Source organism: Delftia sp. ZNC0008 (assembly GCF_000799035.1).
GTDB lineage: Bacteria > Pseudomonadota > Gammaproteobacteria > Burkholderiales > Burkholderiaceae_C > Comamonas > Comamonas tsuruhatensis.
On the sequence record NZ_JTKZ01000424.1, the window covers coordinates 1 to 20,749 of the forward strand.

Consider the following 20,749-nt stretch of genomic DNA (forward strand, 5'->3'; position numbering starts at 1 on the left):
GCGCTCATGTGGCGCGCCTGGTGGACGCTGCCCGTCAACGTGGTGCGCGCCGCCTCGGTGGTGCACGCCATTGCGGGCGTGTGGATGATCGGCCTGATCATCATGCACGTGTACGCGGCCATCTGGACCCGGGGCACCATCCGCGCCATGCTGTACGGCACGGTGACACGGGCCTGGGCCAAGCAGCACCACCGGGGGTGGTATCGCAAGATGACCGGTGATAATGACTGACACCCCCTGAGCGGCTTACGCCGCTTCCCCCTCTCTACTCGCTGCGCGAGGGAGGGGGACGGCACCCTCGGTGCGGGACGGCCCTTCCTCGGTGCCCCTCGCCTTGGGCCGCGCCAGTTTTCACAGACATGGCGTCATACTAGGCATCAGCCTGAGCACCCAGCCGCCCAGCGATCCGGGCGGCTGTTTTTTTGGGATTCATTCCAATGCAACGCATTCTTCAACCCGGCGATATCGAGTCGCTGGACCACACCAGTTTTCCGCGCGTGCTGCTGCCGCAGTTGCCGGCGCTGTTCGTCGAGCGGGCGGCGCGGCTGCGGCAGCTGGCCGAGGGCAATCCGATTGCCGACTATCTGCGGTTTGTGGCGCAGATCGTGGACGCGCAGGCCAAGGCGGCCGGGCAGCTGACGCTGGCCGAGCCCGATGCGGCGCTGATCGCGCGGGCGCAGGAGCATTCCATGCCGCTGCTGCCTGCCGCCGACCATATCGATGCCGCCTGGCATGGCGTGCTGGACCGCATGCTCGATGCCCTGTCGGGCGCCGACGGCCTGCCAGCGCCGCTGCAGCCGCTGCTGCAGGAGCTGCGCGCGCTGGACACGGCCGGGCGTGACGAGATCGCGCAGCGGCTGCTGCAAAAGGAAGTGGCGGCCCGCCACGTGGGCATGGCGCCCTTTGTGATGGCTGCGCTGCAGGTGGTGTTTGCCACGCGCGCCAGCGGCCTGAACGCACGCGACGTGCCCTATACCGATCCCGCCTCGATCTGTCCCGTCTGCGCCAGCGAGCCCGTGGCCAGCGTGTTGCGCATTGGCGGCAAGGCCGCAGGCCATCGCTACCTGCACTGCGGCACCTGCTGCACGGAGTGGCACATGGTGCGCGTCAAGTGCTCCCACTGCGAGTCGACCAAGGGCGTCGAGTACCAGGGCATCGATGGCGCCGGCGATACCGTGCTGGCCGAGACCTGCGAGGAATGCGGCAGCTACCGCAAGGTGGTCAACCAGGAAAAGGACCCGATGGCCGAGCCCCTGGCCGACGACCTGGCCTCGCTGATGCTGGACCTGCTGATGGGCGAGGAGACGCGCTTTCAGCGCGCCAGCGCCAATCCCCTGCTCTACGTGGCCTTTGCCGAGGAGCAGGACGAGGCCGGCGACGCGCTGATCGACCCCGCCACGCCTGCTGCCTGACCCTTTCGCACACCATGACCGATACCGCCGCCACCTCTGCCGCTTCCTCCACCCCGTCCGCGCTGCGCCTGCCTGCCGTGGACAAGGTGCTGCTGAGCGCCGACATGCTCGCGCTGCGCGAGCGCCACGGCCTCGATGCCTGCACCCAGGCCGTGCGCGAGACACTGGCACAGATGCGGGCCGATGCGCAGGAGCGGCTGCGGTCCGGCGAGCCCGATGCAGGCGCGCCCGGCATCACTGAGGTGATCCAGGCGGCCGGCCTTCGCCTGGCGCGGCGCTTTGCACCCCGTCTGCGCACGGTCTTCAACCTCACGGGCACGGTGCTGCACACCAACCTGGGCCGCGCCCTGCTGCCGCAGGAGGCCGTGGATGCCGTGGTGGCCGCCATGACGGCGCCGGCCAACCTGGAGTACGACCTGGAGGACGGCGGCCGTGGCGACCGCGACGACCTGATCGAATCCCTGGTCTGCGAACTCACGGGCGCCGAGGCCTGCACCGTGGTCAACAACAACGCCGCCGCCGTGCTGCTGACCCTGGCCACGCTGGCGGGCGGGCGCGAGGTCATCGTCTCGCGCGGCGAGCTGGTGGAGATCGGCGGGGCCTTCCGCATCCCCGACGTGATGACGCGCGCGGGCGCCACCCTGGTCGAGGTGGGCACCACCAACCGTACCCATGCGCGCGACTACGAAGGCGCCGTCGGCGAACACACCGGCCTGCTCATGAAGGTGCACTGCAGCAACTACGCCATCACCGGCTTCACCAAGGCCGTGAGCGACGCCGAGGTGGCATCCATTGCCCACGCGCACGGCCTGCAGATGGTGGTGGACCTGGGCAGCGGCACCCTGGTCGACCTGCGCGAATGGGGCCTGCCCTACGAGGTCACGGTGCGCGAGACCATCGAGTCGGGCGCCGACATCGTCACCTTCAGTGGCGACAAGCTGCTGGGCGGTCCGCAGGCCGGCCTGATCGTGGGCCGCAAGGACCTGATCGCCCGCATCAAGAAACACCCGCTCAAGCGCGCGCTGCGCTTGAGCAAGCTCACCCTGGCCGCGCTGGAGCCCACGCTGCGCCTGTACCTGCACCCCGAAAAGCTGGCCGAGCGCCTGACCACGCTGCGCCTGTTCACGCGCCCCCAGGCCGACATGCAGGCCCGCGCGCAGGCGCTGCAGCCGCTGGTGCAGCAGGCGCTGGGCAGCCGCTATGTGGTGGAGACCGCCGAGATGAACAGTCAGATCGGCAGCGGCGCCCTGCCCGTGGAGAACCTGCCCAGCTGGGGCCTGCGCCTGCATCCGGCCGACGGTCGCCAGGCCGGCCGCCAGCTCACCCGGCTTGAAGCGGGCCTGCGCGGCCTGCCCCGCCCCGTCATCGGCCGGCTGCATGACGACGCGCTGTGGCTGGACCTGCGCTGCCTGGAGGCAGCCGACGAGCCGGCCTTCACCGAACAGCTGCCGCTGCTGCACATCGCCTGAGGACGAACGCATGATCATCGGCACCGCCGGCCACATCGACCACGGCAAGACCACCCTGGTGCGCGCGCTCACGGGCGTGGACACCGACCGCCTCAAGGAAGAGAAGGCGCGCGGCATCTCCATCGAGCTGGGCTATGCCTACACGCCGCTGCCCAATGGCGAGGTACTGGGCATCATCGACGTGCCCGGCCACGAAAAATTCGTGCACACCATGGCCGCAGGCGCCGTGGGCATAGACCACGCCCTGCTGGTGGTGGCGGCCGACGACGGCGTCATGCCGCAGACGCGCGAGCACCTGGACATCCTGCAGCTGCTGGGCGTGCGCGAAGGCACCGTGGCCCTGACCAAGGCCGACCGCGCCACGCCCGAGCGCCTGCAGCAGGTGCGTGCCGAGATCGAGTCCCTGCTGGCGCCCACGGCGCTGGCCGGCGCCCCGGTCTTTCCCACCGCCGCCGCCCAGCCCGGTGACACGGGCGTGGCGCAGCTGCGCGAGCACCTCATGGCGCGCGCCCAGTCCATTCCCGCGCGGGCCAGCGACGGACTGTTCCGCCTGGCCGTGGACCGCAGCTTCACGCTGCCCGGCCAGGGCACCGTGGTCACGGGCACCGTGTTCGGCGGCCAGGTGAAGGTGGGCGACACGCTGGTGCATTCGGCCTCGGGCACCGAGGTACGCGTGCGCAGCCTGCATGCCCAGAACCAGGCCAGCGAGCGGGGCCTTGCCGGCCAGCGCTGCGCGCTCAACCTGTCGGGCATTGCCAAGGAAGCCATCACGCGCGGCGACTGGATCGCCGACGCACGGCTGCTGCAGGCCAGCGACCGGATCGACGTGCGCCTGCAACTGCTGGCCGATGCGCCATCACTGGCCCAATGGACGCCTGTGCATGTGCACATCGGTACGGCGCGCTGCACGGCCCACGTGGCCCTGCTGCAGGACCAGCCGCTGGGTCCCGGCGAGCAGGCCATCGTCCAACTGGTGCTGGACATGCCCGTACATGCCCAACCCGGCGACCGGCTCATCGTGCGCAATGCCCAGGCCAACCGTACGATTGCGGGCGGCAGCGTCATCGACCCCTTTGCTCCCGCACGCAAGCGCCGCAGTCCCGAGCGCACGGCCTATCTGCAGGCGCTGGAATCGCTGATTGCCACCGGGGACGCCAGCGCGCTGGTGCAAGGCGCGGCGCACGGCATTGCCACGTCGCAGCTCATGCGCCTGACGGGCCGCGCATCCGTGGCCACGGACAACGTCGGGCACCGGCTGCACCGACTTCCACTGGCCGAGGGCGACACGCTGTTGCTGGGTGACGCACGCTGGACGCAGCTGCGCGGCCAGGTGCTGGACAGCATGGCGCGCTTTCACGAAAAAAACCCCGACGAGCCCGGTGTGAACGCGGCACGCCTGCGCCGCATGGCACTGTCCGGCCTGGTCCATGCAGGACATGACGCGCTGTGGAAAGGCCTGCTGCAAACGCTGCTGCAGGATGGCAGCCTGGCCTCCAGCGGCGCCTGGCTGCACCTGCCCGGCCACAGCGTGCAACTGTCGGACAGCGAAACACAGATCGCCCAGAAACTGCTGCCGGCCATCGAAGCCGGCCGCTACGACCCGCCCTGGGTGCGCGACCTGGCACGCGACAACGCCATCGGCGAGGAAACCGTGCGCCAGCTGCTGCGCAAACTCGCGCGCCAGGGACTGCTGTTTCAGGTGACCAAGGACCTGTTCTACTCCGCCGCCCGCACGGACGAACTCGCCGCCCTGGTGCGCGAACTGGCCGCCGCCACCCCCAACGGCGAAATCCAGGCCCACGCCTTTCGCGATGCCACAGGCCTGGGCCGCAAGCGCGCCATCCAGATCCTCGAATTCTTCGACCGCATCGGCTACACCCGCCGCCTGCGCGACGCCCACCTGCTGCGCCCCGATGTGCAGTGGACCACTGGCGGAAATTCGCTCACCCCACCCAAAAGCTGAGCCATGACGCTCCCATGGGACCGCTACAATAGCCGGTTTTGGGCATAGCACCTGCAATGGCGCGGCCCAACCCGGGGACGCCGAGCAAGAGCCGCCTTGCGGCGGGGGCGCCTAGCCGATGGCGTCGTCCCCCTCCCTCGCGCAGCGAGTAGAGAGGGGGAAGCGGCGCCAGCCGCTCAGGGGGTGCCTAACATCCTGGAAAGCATACGCACCCGGTGGTGCGCCCGGGCTTCAAACCCGGTCAGGGGCGTCAGCCGCTCCTGGGTAGGTTCGACTCCTGCTGCTTTCCGCCAATCCCCCGACTCTGATCCCAGCCAGGTTCCGGCTATTGCAAGGGCACGACGATGGCCACGCGGCGGTTCTCCGCCGCATCGCTGGGCACCACGGGCATGGCGCGGCCCAGGCCCTTGACCTCGATATCCTGGCGCGCCAGGCCGGCTTCGGCCAGCACATCGGCCACGGCTTCGGCGCGGCGCAGCGACAGGCGCATGTTGTAGGCATCGCTGCCGCGATCGTCCGTATGGCCTTCCACGCGCAGCCGCTCTATGCCCACGCCCTTGAGCGCCCGCCCCAGTTCCAGCACCTTGGTGCGCGCCTGGGCGCCGACTTCGGCCGAGTCAAAGCCGAACAGCAGCTTGCCCGACATCTGCAGCTCCCAGCCCTGCTCCGCCTGTGCAAAGCCCTGGCTGCGCAGCACTTGCTGCTGCTGCTCGGTCAGGCCCTGCGGCGTAGGCGGCGCCTCGGGCGCCGCCTTGCAGCCCGCCAGCGCAAGGGCCAGCACAGCGGCCGCACCTGCGCCGCACATCCGGGTCCAGCTCCGTCGTTTCAACATGTCATCCTCCTGTGACTCGTTCGGCCTGGCGCATGGCCTTGGCCTGGTACATGGCCTGGTCGGCATGGCGCATCAGCGTCTCCATGCTCTGGCCATGCTTGGGAAAAAGGGCCACGCCCGCACTGACCGAAGGCTGCAGCACCACGCCTTCGCTGACCACCAAAGGCTCATGCATGGCGGCCTCTATCTTGTCCCGCACCATCTGCGCATCGCCGCCCCCGCCCACGGGATAGAGCAGGATGGCGAACTCATCGCCGCCCAGCCGCGCGACCAGATCGCTCTCGCGCACCTGCGAGCGCAGTCTTGCGCCTACGGCCTTGAGCAGCACATCGCCCACAGCATGGCCGTACGCGTCGTTGACCTGCTTGAAGCGGTCGTTGTCCAGAAACAGCACGGCCAGCTTCTGTCCGGTTTCGGCCGCGTTGTCCAGCGCCTGCTGCAGGCGCTGCTCGAAATGCAGGCGGTTGGCCAGCCCCGTGAGGCTGTCTCGCGAAGCCTGGCGCTCCAGGGCCGAATTTTGCTGCTGCAGCCGCTCGTGGCGTGTCTGCAGCTCGGCCAGCAGGGCATTGAAGTTGTCTCCCAACTCGCGCAGTTCGGCAATGCGCGCCAGCGGCACGCGCTGGTCCATGGACCGGTCATGGCGCACGGCGTGCGCCACGCGCGCCAACTGCTGCAGCGGTTCGGCAATGTCGCGCAGCATGCGGCGCGATTGACGCAGCCCCACATAGCCGCTCACGCCGACGCACAGCACCAGCACGATGAAGCCTGCGCCCAGAAAGCGGACCAGGCCCACGCCATCGCTGGACAGCTGCACGCTCCCGACCAGGCGGCCATCCTGGCGCACATCGGCCTCGGCGCGCGGCAGGCCTATGCCTATGGCCAGCAGCTCACCCACGCTGGACAGCGCCGAGCCGCCATGGCCCGACCACTGCACGAACGGGCGCTGCTCGGCATCGAAAACCTCGGCATGGGCCACGCCTTCGCCGCGCAGCAATTGGTCCAGCACGCGGGCAGCCTCGTCACGGTCACCGAAGACCAGCGATGCCTCGACCGTATAGGCCAGCGAACGTGCCACCAGATGCAGGTTGTTGGACAGGTAAAGACGCAGGGTGGCCACGCCGACGATGAGCAGCAGCGCGCCCGCAAGCGCAATGGCCACCGCCGCCATGCGCATGTGCGCGCGGCGGATCACGTTGCGCAGGGAGGCGCTGCCGGACAGGAACAACTTCATGGCAACGTCCTGTGGCGCGCAAGCTGCAGCACCTTGGGATTGACGCGCAGGCCGCTGCGTGCCACGGAGTCGAGGCTGACCTCGAAGCCCGCGCCCTCGCCACGGCGGCGCAGGCAGAACATGGCGCCGATGCGGCACAGCTCTCCCCGCTCGCTGATGGTCAGCAGCGGCCGTCCGGCCAGTTGCTCCATGAGCTTGCGCCAGGCCGCTTCATCGAGCTGGCCGGCATAGATGCCTTCGCATTCGGCCAGGATGCGCGCATCGGAAAGCACGACGCGCCGGACTTCCAGCCGCTGGCTGCCCACGGTCTGCGGGGCACCATTGAGCAGGTCATCGGCATATTCGGTGGAGCCCACCACGCACAGCCGCAGCACCGCGCTTTCCGTGGGCCAGCGCGTGTAGCCCAGGATGCCTAAGACTGTGCGTGTCACGCCCAGCTCATGCTCGTCGGCCGATGGTTCGGCATGCGCCTGCCCCACCAGCCCCACCCAACCCGTTTGCAGCGCCAGCAGGCACACGGCCACCCAGGCCCAGGCGGGCGGCAGGCCCTTGATCCTGCCACCCATGCACCACCTGCGGGATGGGAGAAGTGAGCGCTGCGAGCGCTGTGAGCGATTTATGCGAACAGCCAACCAAGGCTCCTTGAACGGGAAATCCATGCATTGCACCACGACGGCGCATCGAAGCATTTTTTCACATATCGCCCGCCTCGGAGCACCCGGAGTGTCGCGCTGGGTCATCATCCTTTCTTAGTCGCTGCGGCACATCAAGGCGCCGCGGCAGGCAGGCGGTAGTGATAGGCGTAGAGCGGATGAAAGCCCAGGCTTTCATACAGCCCGCGCGCCACCCGGTTGGGAGCCCGCACCTGCAGCTCGGCCCATTGCGCCCCCTGCGTCCGTCCCCAGTGCAGCAGGCCGCACACCAGCGCACGGCCCAGCCCCCGCCCGCGCATTGCAGGTGCGATGACGATGTCATACAGGCCCACGCAGCCGCGCTCCAGCACGGCCAGGCCGAACCCGGCCACCTCGCCCCCGACGCGCAGCGTGGCAAAGGCGGCGGGCCAGGCAATGGACTGCAGCATGTGGTGATGCGCCTGCCTGTGACGGGGCGGCACGGCGCCGGCCTCGGCAAAGCCTTGCAGCCAGGCCGCACCGGGCCGGGCATCCATGGCGAGGGTCCAGCCTTTTTCGTCCGCCGGCTGCGCCATGTCCGCCAAGTCTGCGCGCATCACGAGCGAAGGATCGGCCAGCAGGTAGCCGGCCTGCGCCAGCTGGGCATCGGCCTCGGGGCTGGCCAGGGGCGAGAGGCGGAAGACGGGCGGCAGGCCCTGGCCTTGGTAGAAGGCTTCGATCTGCGCCAGCAAGGCGCCAAGGCGGGCGCCGGGCTGATGGGCATTGGCCGAGTTGGCCCGCTTGGTATGGCCCTGCGCGGCGCGCAGCAGCCAGTCCCCGCAGAGCACGGTGCGCTGGGCTGGCCAGGCGTTGAAGCCGCGCTGCTCCACGCCGACCACCGTCTCGGGATCGCAGTCCACGGATGCGCGGTCATGAGCGAAAGACTTGGACATGCCCGCTTGTACCATGGCCGCACGCCGTGCCCGCCCATAATATGGCGCGCCGCCGCGCCGCCGCGCCGCCGCGCTGGCGGCAGGCACTCTTTTCCACTACTGCGATCGCCCCCGTTCGCCGGATTGCTCCATGACCACAGACACCTCCCAAGCTCCCCGACTCACCTCGCTGTCCCATGGCGGCGGCTGCGGCTGCAAGATCGCGCCGGGCCTGCTGGCGGAGCTGATCGGCAAGAGCGCGCTGCCCAAGCAGTTCTTCCCGGACCTGCTGGTGGGCACGGAGACCGCTGACGACGCCGCCGTCTACCGCATCAACGACGAGCAGGCCATCGTGGCGACCACGGATTTCTTCATGCCCATCGTGGACGATCCGTATGACTTCGGCCGCATCGCCGCGACGAATGCGCTGTCCGACATCTACGCCATGGGCGGCCAGCCGCTGATGGCCCTGGCCATCGTGGGCATGCCCATCAATGTGCTGCCGCACGACACCATTGCCAAGATCCTGGGAGGCGGCGAGTCGGTCTGCCGCGATGCCGGCATTCCACTGGCCGGCGGCCACTCCATCGACTCGGTCGAGCCCATCTACGGCCTGGTGGGCATCGGCATCGTCAACCCGCGCCAGATGAAACGCAACGCCGACGCCAAGGCCGGCGATGTGCTGATCCTGGGCAAGCCGCTGGGCGTGGGCATTCTGTCGGCCGCGCTCAAGAAGAACCTGCTGGACGAAGCCGGCTACCGCGCCATGGTGGAGGCAACCACCTTGCTCAACCGCCCCGGCACGGCGCTGGGCAAGATGGACGGCGTGCACGCGCTGACCGATGTGACGGGCTTCGGCCTGCTGGGCCACGGCCTGGAACTGGCACGCGGCGCGGGCCTGACGGCGCGCATCGACAGCCGCAGCCTGCCCGTGCTGCCCACGGTGCAGGGCTTTGCCGAGCAGGGCGTCATTACGGGCGCCTCGGGCCGCAACTGGGCCTCATATGGCACGCAGGTGGTGCTGGGCGCCGGCATCACCGATGCGCAGCGCGCGCTGCTGACCGATCCGCAGACCTCGGGCGGCCTGCTCGTATCGTGCACGCCCGATGTGGCGGACCAGGTGCTTGCGTTGTTTGCCGAACAGGGCTTTGGCGATGCAGCCATCGTCGGCCGCATGGAAGCGGGCCAGGCCCGCGTCGTGGTGGACTGAGCCAGGCAACCAGTCAAGCGAAACGGGGGCCTGGGCCCCCGTTTGCATTGCATGCCGGATGCAGCCCCCTCAGGCGGGCACTGCATCACGCCGGACAGCGGATGTCACTCGCTCACGGTCTGCGTCTTGTAGGCCGGGCTGGCCTGGATGGCGCTGTCGGTGAACGGCAGCTTGAGCCACTGGCGCGCACCGTAGGCCTTGGTGTAGTCCGCATAGTGGGCCGAGGCAGGATCGTCCGACAGCGAGAAGGTCAGGAAGGTATGGGCCTCCACTCCGGCCGCCGGGAAGCTCACCACCTGCATGTAGCTGTTGCCGTGCGGCTGCCCGTCCATGCTGTAGCCGCCCTGCTCTATCTTGTTTTCCGAGCAGGTGATGGTGAAGTAGCCCACCTCGCCGCATCCGCCATACAGTGCCGTCTTCTCTCCGCCACGCTGCGAGAACAGCACGGTGCCGCGCGCCGCATCCATGGCAAAGCCGCTGGCCTGCACGGCCTTCACTGCTTCGGCGAACGCCTTTTGCAGCGCCGCCTTGGCCGTGGGCTTGATGCCACGCGGCGTGTTGACGGGGTCGGCCGCATCGAAGGGCACGGCATACAGGTCGGCCGATTTGATCTGGCTGGCCACGCGCTTCCAGAACTCGTCCCAGACATGGGAGCCCCTGGATGCCGCCGTGCCCGTGCCGTCCCAGGCCTGCAGCGCCGTGCAGGCAGCCGAGACGTCCACCGTTTCACCCGCCGAGGACACGGGGCCTGGACAGACCTGGGCCAATGCCTCGTCCTTGAAGCGCGCGCTGTAGACACGGCTGTCCAGCACCATCTGGCGCACGATGTCGCTGGTGGCCAGCTTGCCCGGATAGCCGTCCGTGCCCGCCAGCCGCTGCAGCGCCATGGTGTGGCCCAGGCGCGTGCGCAGGCTCTGGGCTGAAGAGGTGGAGCCGAAGATGGCCGGATAGCCGGTCAGCGGTGCCGAGGCATTGGACAGCCAGTAGCTGTCGTTCATGTTGCCCACGTAGTCGCCACGCAGCAGGCTGGGCATGCGTGCCGGGCCGATGGCGCCGGCCTGCACCGAATCCGCATCCGAGCCCCAGTCGCACTGGCTGCTGCCGCCGGCCAGCACCGGCACCTGGGGCAGCGCCGCGTTGATGGCTGCCGAGGCCGGCGTGGCGCAGGCCTGCAGCTGCGCGGGCGGCACGTTGGGCACGGCGCCTATGTCGGCATACCAGACCTGGGCGTTGCCGCGTCCCGCAGCGACGGTGTTGACCCAGGGAATGGCCGACTCCTCCTTCTGGATGCGGATGAACTCGTCCAGCGACTTGGCCTGGTTCCAGCGCAGCCAGTTGCGGAAGGTGCGGTAGTTGTAGGCGTTGATGTCGCGGATGGCGAACACGCTCTGCGTGGTCCAGCCCAGCGCCGGGTCCATGGCGCCGAGGTTGACCACGGGGCCGTGAACGGTCTTGTACAGCGTGCGCGTGACCTGGTCCTGCCCGCCGGAGGCATTGCGCACGCTCACCGTGATCCTGCTGGCCTGCATGGCCTCGGTCTTGCCGTCGCGCACATAGCGGGTCGGATCATTGGGCGCCAGCTGGTACATGAACAGGCCGAAGCGCCGCGCCGTGGACACGGTATGGCTCCAGGCCACGTCGTTGTTGAAGCCGATCAGCACCATCGGGATACCCAGGAAGCTGGCGCCACTGACGTCGATCTCGCCCGGAATCGTGAGCTGCGATTGGTAGAAGCGGTCCGGCCCCTTCCAGTACCAGTGCGGATTGCCGAACAGCACGCTGCTGCCGCCGCCCGTGGCCTGCTGGCCGAAGCCGTACATGTTGCTGCCTATGCCCGTGGTGCCGCCCACCTGCAATGATGGCGCCACCACCTGGCCCGGCTTGAGCGCGGCCAGCTGCGTCGCGGCCGACCGGCCCTTTGCCGGCTTGGCCGAGGCCGTTGCCGCCGCAGCCGCTGCAGGCGGCACGGCATTGGCGATCTGGGCCACGAAATTGCTGTAGCCGCCGGCCAGATTGGCCGTGTACATGCGCCGCCAGATGTCCTGGGCCGTGATGGCCTGCACCCAAGGCTGGCCCGCGCAGGCCGCATTGGCCTTGGCCCCGGCGGGGGTCTCGCGCACCACGCGGTTGTAGCCTGCCACGAAGCCATCGACCAGTTGCTTGAGCTTGTCGGGCTGGGCCTGGATCATGGCGGCCACGGCGTCATCGGAGACGACATGGCGGAAGAAGAAGTCCGAATCGATGTTGCGCGGCCGGTCGATGGTGCTGTCATAGACGGCCTGGGCATCGCCGCCGAAGTGGCGCGAACGCTCCCCGCGGTAGGTCAGGAAGGAGTCGGCCATGGTGCACAGGTTGTCCTGCGCCTGGGCATAGCCCGCACCATAGCCCAGGCCCGTCCAGTCCTTGGCCTTGATGTGCGGAATGCCCATCTCCGTGCGGCGGATCTCCGCGCTGTACTTGCTGCCGGAGCCGTCTCCCGAACCGCCGCAGGCCGCCAAGGCGGCCAGGGCTATCAATGACAAGGGTTTCCATCCACTGCGAAGCGCTGGGTGCATGCTTTGTCTCCTGGTGTTATGCGTACACAAAGGCCCCGGTCTGCCACGGGGCCCGCATCAGCATAGGAGCGAGGCAAGGCACTGCCTACCCGGCAGTTTCACTAGGAAATGTCTGATGCCCGACAGTCGATGTGGACAGCCACCCAGCTCTCCATCGGCCAGCACGGGCAGAAGACTCAGGCGGCAGATTCAGCCAGCTGGCTCAGCGCCGCCGTCATGCGCCGGTCGATCTTGCGGCTGAGCACCACCGAGGTATAGGTCTGCTGTATGCCGTCGATCAGGCCTATGCGGTCCAGCAGCGCGTCGAGCTTTTCGTTGCTCTCGCAGCGCACGAACACCATGTAGTCGTACTGGCCGCTGACGGCGGAGACTTCCTCGACCTCGGTGAAACGGTTGAGTGCCTGCATTACTGAAGTGGCCGTCTTGGGCTGCACGCGAATGCCGCAGTACGCGCGCACCGCAGACTGCTCCACGCGCGCACCCAGGCGAACGCCGTATCCGGCGATCACGCCTTCCTGCTCCAGCCGGGCAATGCGGGCCACCACCGTCGTGCGCGCCAGATTCATCTGCCGGGCCAGATGCGCGGTGGAAGCCCGCGCATTGGTCTGCAGCAGGCGCAGCAGTTGGCGGTCGGTTTCATCAAGACGGTATTCCATGCAGTTCCCTGGACGTCAACGGCAAGAGCCTATGGCGGCGGCTCGGACGTGTTCAACATTTCGGCAGATATATCCACCAATCCGGCAATTCTATGCGCTGCAAATCGTCGCTTTCATCAACAAGATCCTCGTTTCATCCGAAACCGCCGCATCTGGAGTGCATCCCCATCCCGCATCGCCCAGCAGCGACGGCACATGGGCACCACCAGGCAAGAGTAATGGCTATCAGAAACAAAAGTAACAAATTACAAATCCACCGACACACCCCGATGCTCCGCCGCTGCATGTCACCCGGCTGGGACCTCGCATAAATACTTAGCATGCATCCCATCCTTCCTTTGGCGACGCTGCTCCGCGGGCAGGGCTGCCGCCTGCGGCCGTATTGGCCGGGCTCGACGGAACACGGCAAACCGCTTGGGAAGGCGCAGCACGCATGATGGATCAGTACTTGCAAATACATGCATTTCCGCTAGATTGGCCCCGCAGGCGTAAATTTTGTGAACTCAAGTTACCCCGCATCCGTCGGCTTCCGACGCAGGGCCTGCCCGCAGTTACGCGGCTTGCCGCAGCACGCCAAAGGAGGGTTTCCGATTTCCCGCTGCCCGCCGGACCGCTCGTTCCCCATGACAAGGGCATGCCCGGCATGCCCGACGAACGCGCGCAGTGTCCGGTGCCTCCATTCAGTCTCCACAGGGGAGACATATGTCATATCGCGCCGTATCTGGAGATCCGTGGATTTCACAAGCTGCAACGCCCTGGCGGGACAGCTTTGTGCTGGGCGGGGTGCTGTTTCTGTGCTCGGCCGTGGCGCTGGGCCTGCGCTCTCCGGGGCATCTGTCATCTCTATGGCTGTCCAACGCCCTGCTCCTGGGCTGGATGCTGCGCAGCCCCGCCTACAGCCATAGACACTGCTGGACGGCGGCCGCCGTGGCCATGGCGTTGGCCGAATGGTTGTCGGGCAGCCCGCTTGACCAGACCCTGTGGCTGACTTTCGCCGATCTGGCAGCCGTGGCCTGCGGCTGGGTGATGATGCGGCGCCTGCCGCTGCGGGTGCGGCAGATGCGCTCCCCCTCATCGGTGCTGCACCTGGTGATGTGCAGCCTGCTTGTGAGCGTGGTCGGCGCCGTGCTGGGCTCGGTGGGCATGCACCAGCTGATGCATTGGCCCTGGCAGCCCATGATGGCCATGTGGTTCAGCAGCGAGCTGATGCACATGACCCTGTTGCTGCCCGTTCTGTTGAGCTTTCCCGCAAGCCTGGAGCCGCTGTCCTGGCGTGGCCAGCCGTTCAGGCAGATCGTGCAGGCCCTGCTGCCGCTGTTGGCCCTGGTGATCTCCGAGGCCATTGCCATCTACCTGGGCGGGCCGGGCGCGATGTCCCTGAGCATGCCGGCCATGCTGCTGTGTGCCATGCGCTACCGGCTGTTCGTGGTCGCCCTGCTCAACCTCGCCAGCTGTGCCATCAAGCTGGCCACATTTTCAGATGTACTGCTCACCTCGCCCAGTTCCGAACTGGAGACCACGTTCTCGTTCCGCCTGGGCCTGGCCATGCTGTCCATAGGCCCGCTGGCCGTGGCCTGCACGCTCATGGCCTTCAAGGACATGCTCAGCAAACTGCGCCATGCAGTGAACCACGATGCGCTGACCGGCCTGCTGGCACGCACCAGCTTTCTGGAGCGCGCTCAGCGCACGCTGGAGCGCCTGCAGCGCGAGCACCAGTCGGGCGCCATGCTGATGCTGGACCTGGATCACTTCAAGCACACCAACGACCGCCACGGCCATGCCGCTGGCGACCGGGTGCTGCAGGAAGTCTCGGCCCGCCTGTCGCAGGCGCTGCGCCCGCATGAACTCATAGGCCGCCTGGGCGGCGAGGAATTTGCCGTGCTGCTGCCTGGCGCCGACTGCACCACGGCCAGCGCCGTGGCCCAGCGGCTGTGCGAAGCCACGCGCGAAATCCGCATCGAGACAAGCGATGGCGCAACCATCTGCCCCACGCTGAGCATTGGCATCGCCTGCACGAACATGGCCCAGCCTCCGCTGGGTTTGAGCGCCTTGCTGCGCACGGCCGACACGGCGCTGTACCAGGCCAAGGCCAGCGGCCGGGACCGGTATTTCGTGGCGGGCGAGCGGCCGGACGAGGCCGGTACACCGGCCTTTGCCTGCGAGCATTCCGGGGGCGCCAAGGCGGCCTGACACCAGGCGCCGCCTCGGCGTTTTGCCCGCGCTCAGCGCAGGCGGCGGGCGCCGTTTCCTTCGTCGAGCTTGAAGCCCGCCACGGCCTGGGCCAGCTGCACGGCCTGTTGCTGCAGCGATTGCGCAGCCGCCGTGACCTCTTCCACCAGGGCGGCGTTCTGCTGCGTGACCTGGTCCATCTGTCCAATGGCGCTACCCACCTCGGCAATGCCACGGCTTTGCTCCTGGCTGGCGTTGCTGATCTCGGCCACCAGCGTGCTGAGCTTGCGCACGCCGTCCACGGCCTGGTCGATGGTGGTGCCCGCATTGCGCACCAGCCGGCTGCCCGTGTCGATCTGGCCCACGGAATCGTCGATCAGCGCCTTGATCTCCCGCGCCGCCGTGGCGCTGCGCTGGGCCAGCGTGCGCACCTCGCTGGCCACCACCGCAAAGCCACGGCCCTGCTCGCCGGCACGGGCCGCTTCGACGGCAGCATTGAGCGCGAGGATGTTGGTCTGGAAGGCGATGGAGTCGATCACGCCGATGATGCTTTCGATCTTGCGTGCCGACGCCTCGATGCCACCCATGGTCTGCACCACCTGGCCCACGGCCTCACCGCCCTGCGTGGCGATCTGCGAGGCGCTGGTGGCCAGCTCGCTGGCCTGGCGGGCATTGGCCGCGTTTTGCTGCACGGTTGCCGTGATCTGCTCCATGGCGGCTGCCGTCTGCTCCAGCGAGCTGGCCTGCTGCTCGGTGCGTGACGACAGGTCCTGGTTGCCGCCCGCGATCTCGGCCGACGCCATGCGCACCGATTCCGACGATTCGCGAATGCGCAGCAGCACCGTGGCGATCTTGTCCACGAACTGATTGAAGGACTGGCCGATCTGCGCCAGTTCGTCCCGGCCTGCCGCCGTGAGGCGGCGGGTCAGATCGCCCTCGCCGGAAGCAATGTCCTGCAATGCATCGCGTGCCACGGCCAGGCGCATGAGCATCCGGCGCAGCACCACGGTCAACAGCACGGCCGTACCCAGCACGGAAAGCGCGGTGATGAAGGCGGCCACCTGCAGCAGCGCGCTTACGGAATGCGTGGCCTGTGCGCGGTCGATCACTACGGCCAGCGTCCAGGGCGTGCCCTCCACCTTGGCGGCGTAGACCATCTGCGGCTCTCCATCGAGCACCAGGTCGGCACGTCCGCCCTGCTCGGCCAGGCGCTTGATCAGGGCCGCATCGAGCTCCGGTGCAATCGCCGAAGCGGGCTTGAGCGCCAGCTCGGGCCTGGCGTAGGCCAGCAGACGGCCTTCGCCGTCCATCAGAAAGGCGAAGCTCTTTTCCTGGGGGCGTATGGCCGCCACTTTCCTGGACATGGCCGCCAGCCGCACATCGGTGCCGACGACGGCCGTGATCGCGCCCGAGGCCCCGACCGGATCGACAAAGCTGATCGTCAGCTCACCCGTGCTGGCGTCCACGTAGGCCGGCGTGACGCCCGGACGGCCTTCCCGCACGGCCTGCTTGAACCAGTCGCGCTGGGTGCCGTCGTAGTTCTCCGGCATGGGATGGGTGAACACGGCACGCTTGTCCGCATGCACGAAGTAGGCGTCATCGAAGCCGCCGGCCTGCTGGCCTGCCAGCAGGAAAGGAATCGGGTCCGGCTGTTGCACCGCCGTTTTCAGCGAGCCGGTGATGCGCTGCTTGTCCTGGACCCAGTCGGTCAATGCGGCTGCATGGGCCTGCGTGAGCTGGCCGATGTTTTCGTCGATGCCGGACAGCGTGCTGCCGCGCGCCGTCCAGAAGGTGGCCATGGACAGCGCGAACAGCGCGGCCACTGTGATTGCCACGCAGATGAGGATCAGGCGGGCACGAAGTGTTTGAAACATGATGCGTAGTAAAGGCAAAAACGAGGGCTGTGGATGCCCACCGAGCCTATCCGAGACACACCGGCCGCCAGAGCTCAAAGAGTGCGTACTTGCCCTTGCAATTGCACGCTTCCTGGCTGCAGGTGATCCGCTGCACCACCCCTTCGAGCAAGCAGCGCTTTGCTCGCAACGCCACCGGGGCCTGAGTCGTCAGGTTTTTGCAAGTTATCGTCACATCCTGGACGGATGCATGCTATAGTGTCAATTTGTAACACAGACATTTCCCGCCCTGCAGGCGGGATCTTTTTGTCGCAAACGCCAGGGCCTTGCAACAGGGTCCTGCCGTTTGCGCCGCGCACCCTGTGTTTTTCCCTCCCTCATATTTTTGGGGTGCACCATGCGGCCTTTTCTTGCCCTTCCTGGACTGCCATGGATCCATGAAGGCCCCTGACCAGGATCGGCAGGGAGCAGGATACAAAATGTTTCATCTTGATGCAAAGATGCCGATAAGCAGGCAGACCTGTCATTCAAGGGGAGAGAAACATGAAGCGATGCATCATCAAAGTGGCCGGCGCCTGCTACACGGCCCTGTTTCCCAGCACCTGCGCAGCGGTGGCAGATGCGATGACCCGGTTTCCATACGCCACAAAAATCAGCGTCAGACTCGCCTAGACTCAGGCAACATGGGAACCTGTTCTCAAACAGGCTCTCTGACAATACGCCTGTCGTCATCCGGGTGTTGCGCGGCAGTGTAGGCTCACTTTGCCAAAAGCTCTCCCGGATTCCTTTATATTGGCAGATCAACATTCATTGATATACATGACCACAGACTACAAGACACTGCTGCAGCAGAAAGCCCAGCTCGAAGCCCAGATCGCCGAAGTGCTCAAGACCGAAAAGTCCGGAGCCATTGCCCAGGTGCGCACCATCATCGACCAATACGGATTGACCGAGGCCGATGTCTTTCCCTCGTCCAAAGCCAAGACTGGCGCTGGTTTTCGCGTGGTCGGCGTTCCCAAGTACCGCGATCCGGCCACCGGTGCGACCTGGACCGGCCGCGGCAAGCAGCCCCGCTGGATTGAAGGCAAGGACCGCACTCCCTTCGCCATATGAGGTCCGGCGCAGCCCGCCCCCTGGCAGCCACTAAGCTGCGACAGAGCCCGCCAAGTGCGGGCTTTTTGTTGCCAGAAGCAAGGGGTTAACCCTATTGCCCAGAAGTTACAAATTCTTCAATGTAGTGCTGATGTGTGAGCCGAGAGGTGCCTGCATGTTTCGGTACCCAAGCAATCACAACAAGGGAAACAGCAGGTATCGCACAGGGAACTGTCCTACACCTGCACTCTCCAAAATCATGATGCCCACGTCATTGCAGCACCCGCAAGCCATGGGCATCCCGTCACGCAACGGCAAGGCCCCAACGGCCACTGGAGCAATCCGCCACCACCACGAACCATTTTCCAGCCGAGCCAGGGAGACTATCTCCTCCCTCCCCTCTCACTGACTTACCCTGGCAGGCCCGCAAGGGCCACGGCTTTTCTCTGCAACAGGACCGCCCCCGGCGGTCCTTTTTTTTCTGCACGCGCTATCGCAGGGCTGGCACAGCGTTGCCAACCTTGAACACGGCCACCATGCCCGACAGGCGCTGCGCCTGGTCGCTCAGTGCAGCCGCTGCCGCTGCGGACTCCTCCACCAAGGCCGCGTTTTGCTGCGTCATCTGGTCCAGATGGCTGACGGCTTGGTTGACCTGGCCAATACCGTCGCGCTGCTCGGTGGAAGACGCCGTGATCTCGCCAATCATGTCCGAGACCTTGCGCACGCTGCCCACGATGTCATCCATCACCTGGCCGGCCTGGGCGACCTGGGCAGAGCCTTCCTGCGCGGCATCGACCGAGGTGCTGATCAGCCCCTTGATCTCCTTGGCGGCCTCTGCGCTGCGATGGGCCAGGGCCCGCACTTCGCCAGCCACGACAGCGAAGCCACGGCCCTGCTCACCCGCGCGGGCCGCTTCCACGGCGGCATTGAGCGCGAGGATGTTGGTCTGGAAAGCAATGGAGTCGATCACGCCGATGATGTCGGAGATGCGGCGTGCGCTGTCGCTGATGCGGTCCATGCTGGCCACCACATGGCCCACCACGGCGCCCCCGCGCTCGGCCGCCTGGGCGGCGCTGCCGGCCAGATGATTGGCCTGGCGCGCGGTGTCGGCGGCCTGGCCCACGGTCGCGGTCAGTTGCTCCATGCTGGCGGCCGTTTCCTCCAGGTTCGACGCCGTCTGCTCGGTGCGCGAAGACAGGTTGTGATTCCCGGCGGCAATCTCGGTGGATGCAGTGGAGATCGAGTGCACGCTGTCACGCACCTCCGTCACCAGGCCACGCAGCCGTGCCGCCATGCCCGAGACCGAGCGCAGCAGATGACCGAATTCGTCCTTGCGGCTGTCCTCGGCAGACACGGTAAGGTCGCCCTGCGCAATGGCATCGGTCAGTTGCACGGCTCGCTCCAGCGGACGCGTGATGGCACGCGTCAGCACGAAGGCCAGCGCCAGTCCGGCCAGGAGCACCACGCCCTGGACAATCCAGGCCAGCACACTGGCCTGTTGGCGCGCGGCCTGGGCCTGCTCCATGGCCGCATCGCGCTGGCTGCGCTGCAGCTGCACGAAGACTTCCAGCGAGTCCACATAGCGGCCGATGGCACCCAGGTACTGTTGCTGGACGAACTCGCGGAACGCCGCGGCATCGCCCGTCAACTTGATCTCGCGGGCCCGCTTGTTCAGCGCCAGCACCTCGGCACGGATGCTGGCGATGCGCTCCAGCGCAGCCTTGTCTGCCTCGCTGGCACCCTTGACGATCTCGGCCTGCAGCTTGGTGATCAGGCCAGAGCCCTCCTTGACCCGGCCGTCGAGCAGGCGCGTCAATTCCTCATCGGTGGAGGCATTGCTGGCCAGCACCCGCTCGCCCGTGGTTTCCGTTGCGCCCTTCCATTGAATGGCCAGACCGATGCGGTTCTCATATTCGGACAGCGTCTGCATGCCCTGGTCCATGGCGCGGGCCGCCGCAAACTGTGCCCACAGCGATACCGCAAGCATCATCGCCAGCAAGCCGCCCAGCGTGCCCCAAAGCTTGGCGGACACGCTCCATTGATCAAATTTCATTCGTAGAACTCTCGTCGGAAAAACTGAACAGAGGAAAGGTGAAACAACAGGCCACGCGCACTAGCGCCGGCCGTCTTCCGGTGAAAAGCCCCGCCATATCGACATGGCCCATCAATCCGGAAAAGATGACTTGCTTTTTCGTCAGAAATACAGGGAACTTGAGGCTGCGCGCGGGCAGACCCGATATCACCCGCTGTGCACAACGCGGAACAGTGCATATGCAGTGGCAAGCGCCGGTGACATCGGATGCAAAATGCAATGACGCTTGCGGCTGCCGCGCCATTGAATGCCTGGGCTTGGAAGCTGCCAGCCGCCGTCTTTCGCACCTGCAAGTGCATAACACGCTGTGGATGTGTCACTCGATACCGATCGCCTCTATGTACTGATTGCGCCGCTGAGCATTTTGCTGCTCAGCTGCACGCTGGCCGTGTGCTGGCTGGTGCAGCGTCGCCAGCGCTATCTGCTGTGGATTGCCGGCGGCTATGCCCTGGTTTCCCTGGCGCTTGCATGGCAGAGCATTGCCCCCCGCGAACAACTCCACCATTGGGCCGTGTACACAGGCGCCATGTACCTGTTTGGCACCTGGTGCTTTGCGCGCTGCATGGCGGGGCGTTACGGGGTCTCGGCCCATCCCGTGCTGGGTTTGCTCATAGGTGCGGTGGTTGTGGCCGCGCTGTACTACTACAGCCGGATCCAGGTCGATCTACGCGG

The 20,749-nt window shown here is 66.8% G+C and carries 15 protein-coding genes, 1 tRNA gene and 2 pseudogenes; 10 read left to right on the forward strand and 8 right to left on the reverse strand.

The features are described from left to right. From L995_RS13900 to L995_RS13920, 5 genes and pseudogenes are all read left to right on the forward strand, one after another. Positions 1-231: pseudogene (locus tag L995_RS13900) on the forward strand (formate dehydrogenase cytochrome b556 subunit); the annotation flags it as partial. A 206-nt stretch (positions 232-437) separates the two neighbouring features. Further along, entirely contained in the window at positions 438-1,412 is a 975-nt protein-coding gene (gene fdhE, locus L995_RS13905) for a formate dehydrogenase accessory protein FdhE (RefSeq protein ID WP_017407791.1), read from the forward strand. A 14-nt stretch (positions 1,413-1,426) separates the two neighbouring features. Next, positions 1,427-2,881: an L-seryl-tRNA(Sec) selenium transferase gene (gene selA, locus L995_RS13910; RefSeq protein ID WP_047472325.1), complete on the forward strand. Its 1,455-nt coding sequence runs from the start codon at positions 1,427-1,429 to the stop codon at positions 2,879-2,881. A 10-nt stretch (positions 2,882-2,891) separates the two neighbouring features. After that, a complete protein-coding gene (selB, locus tag L995_RS13915) occupies positions 2,892-4,844 on the forward strand; it encodes a selenocysteine-specific translation elongation factor (RefSeq protein WP_047472326.1) in 1,953 nt (650 codons plus the stop codon). A gap of 197 nt (positions 4,845-5,041) precedes the next feature. Then, a tRNA-Sec gene (locus tag L995_RS13920) sits at positions 5,042-5,137 on the forward strand. 32 nt (positions 5,138-5,169) lie between these two features. On the opposite strand, the gene L995_RS13925 is transcribed toward L995_RS13920, so the two are convergent. The 4 genes from L995_RS13925 to L995_RS13940 form a co-directional block, all read right to left on the reverse strand. Next, positions 5,170-5,676 carry an OmpA family protein gene (locus L995_RS13925; RefSeq protein WP_016446849.1) on the reverse strand — a complete coding sequence of 169 codons (507 nt, stop codon included), beginning with the start codon at positions 5,674-5,676 and terminating at the stop codon, positions 5,170-5,172. Position 5,677: 1 nt separating this feature from the next. Further along, positions 5,678-6,907 (reverse strand): diguanylate cyclase domain-containing protein, encoded by a 1,230-nt coding sequence (locus L995_RS13930; protein ID WP_016446848.1) that lies wholly within the window; start codon positions 6,905-6,907, stop codon positions 5,678-5,680. Next, the gene (locus tag L995_RS13935; protein ID WP_016446847.1) at positions 6,904-7,473 is read right to left on the reverse strand and encodes a YfiR family protein; all 570 of its coding nucleotides are present in this window, start codon (positions 7,471-7,473) and stop codon (positions 6,904-6,906) included. The genes L995_RS13930 and L995_RS13935 overlap by 4 nt, the downstream gene beginning before the upstream one ends. A 200-nt stretch (positions 7,474-7,673) precedes the next feature. After that, the gene (locus L995_RS13940) at positions 7,674-8,486 is read right to left on the reverse strand and encodes a GNAT family N-acetyltransferase (protein ID WP_047472328.1); all 813 of its coding nucleotides are present in this window, start codon (positions 8,484-8,486) and stop codon (positions 7,674-7,676) included. 115 nt (positions 8,487-8,601) lie between these two features. Here L995_RS13940 and selD point away from each other — a divergent pair, with 115 nt between their 5' ends. After that, positions 8,602-9,660, forward strand: a complete 1,059-nt coding sequence (selD, locus tag L995_RS13945; protein WP_047472329.1) for a selenide, water dikinase SelD — start codon at positions 8,602-8,604, stop codon at positions 9,658-9,660. Between the two features lie 104 nt (positions 9,661-9,764). Here the strand turns inward: selD and L995_RS13950 are convergent, their stop codons facing one another. After that, complete coding sequence (locus L995_RS13950) at positions 9,765-12,215, reverse strand: penicillin acylase family protein (protein ID WP_047472331.1); 2,451 nt, start codon at positions 12,213-12,215, stop codon at positions 9,765-9,767. Between the two features lie 176 nt (positions 12,216-12,391). Further along, positions 12,392-12,871 carry an Lrp/AsnC family transcriptional regulator gene (locus tag L995_RS13955; RefSeq protein ID WP_016446843.1) on the reverse strand — a complete coding sequence of 160 codons (480 nt, stop codon included), beginning with the start codon at positions 12,869-12,871 and terminating at the stop codon, positions 12,392-12,394. A gap of 702 nt (positions 12,872-13,573) precedes the next feature. On the opposite strand from L995_RS13955, the gene L995_RS13960 reads away from it, so the two are divergent. Further along, positions 13,574-15,061: a GGDEF domain-containing protein gene (locus L995_RS13960; protein WP_047472332.1), complete on the forward strand. Its 1,488-nt coding sequence runs from the start codon at positions 13,574-13,576 to the stop codon at positions 15,059-15,061. 32 nt (positions 15,062-15,093) lie between these two features. Here the strand turns inward: L995_RS13960 and L995_RS13965 are convergent, their stop codons facing one another. After that, on the reverse strand, positions 15,094-16,914 hold the full coding sequence (locus L995_RS13965; protein ID WP_016454855.1) for a methyl-accepting chemotaxis protein: 1,821 nt from the start codon (positions 16,912-16,914) through the stop codon (positions 15,094-15,096). A 522-nt stretch (positions 16,915-17,436) separates the two neighbouring features. On the opposite strand from L995_RS13965, the gene L995_RS34665 reads away from it, so the two are divergent. Beyond that, positions 17,437-17,565: a hypothetical protein gene (locus tag L995_RS34665; protein ID WP_016446840.1), complete on the forward strand. Its 129-nt coding sequence runs from the start codon at positions 17,437-17,439 to the stop codon at positions 17,563-17,565. Between the two features lie 147 nt (positions 17,566-17,712). Next, the gene (locus tag L995_RS13970; RefSeq protein WP_016446839.1) at positions 17,713-18,006 is read left to right on the forward strand and encodes an H-NS histone family protein; all 294 of its coding nucleotides are present in this window, start codon (positions 17,713-17,715) and stop codon (positions 18,004-18,006) included. A gap of 469 nt (positions 18,007-18,475) precedes the next feature. On the opposite strand, the gene L995_RS13975 is transcribed toward L995_RS13970, so the two are convergent. Further along, on the reverse strand, positions 18,476-20,038 hold the full coding sequence (locus L995_RS13975) for a methyl-accepting chemotaxis protein (protein ID WP_016446838.1): 1,563 nt from the start codon (positions 20,036-20,038) through the stop codon (positions 18,476-18,478). A gap of 352 nt (positions 20,039-20,390) precedes the next feature. Between L995_RS13975 and L995_RS13980 the strand changes: the two are divergent. After that, positions 20,391-20,749 (forward strand): annotated as a pseudogene (locus L995_RS13980) (GGDEF domain-containing protein); the annotation flags it as partial.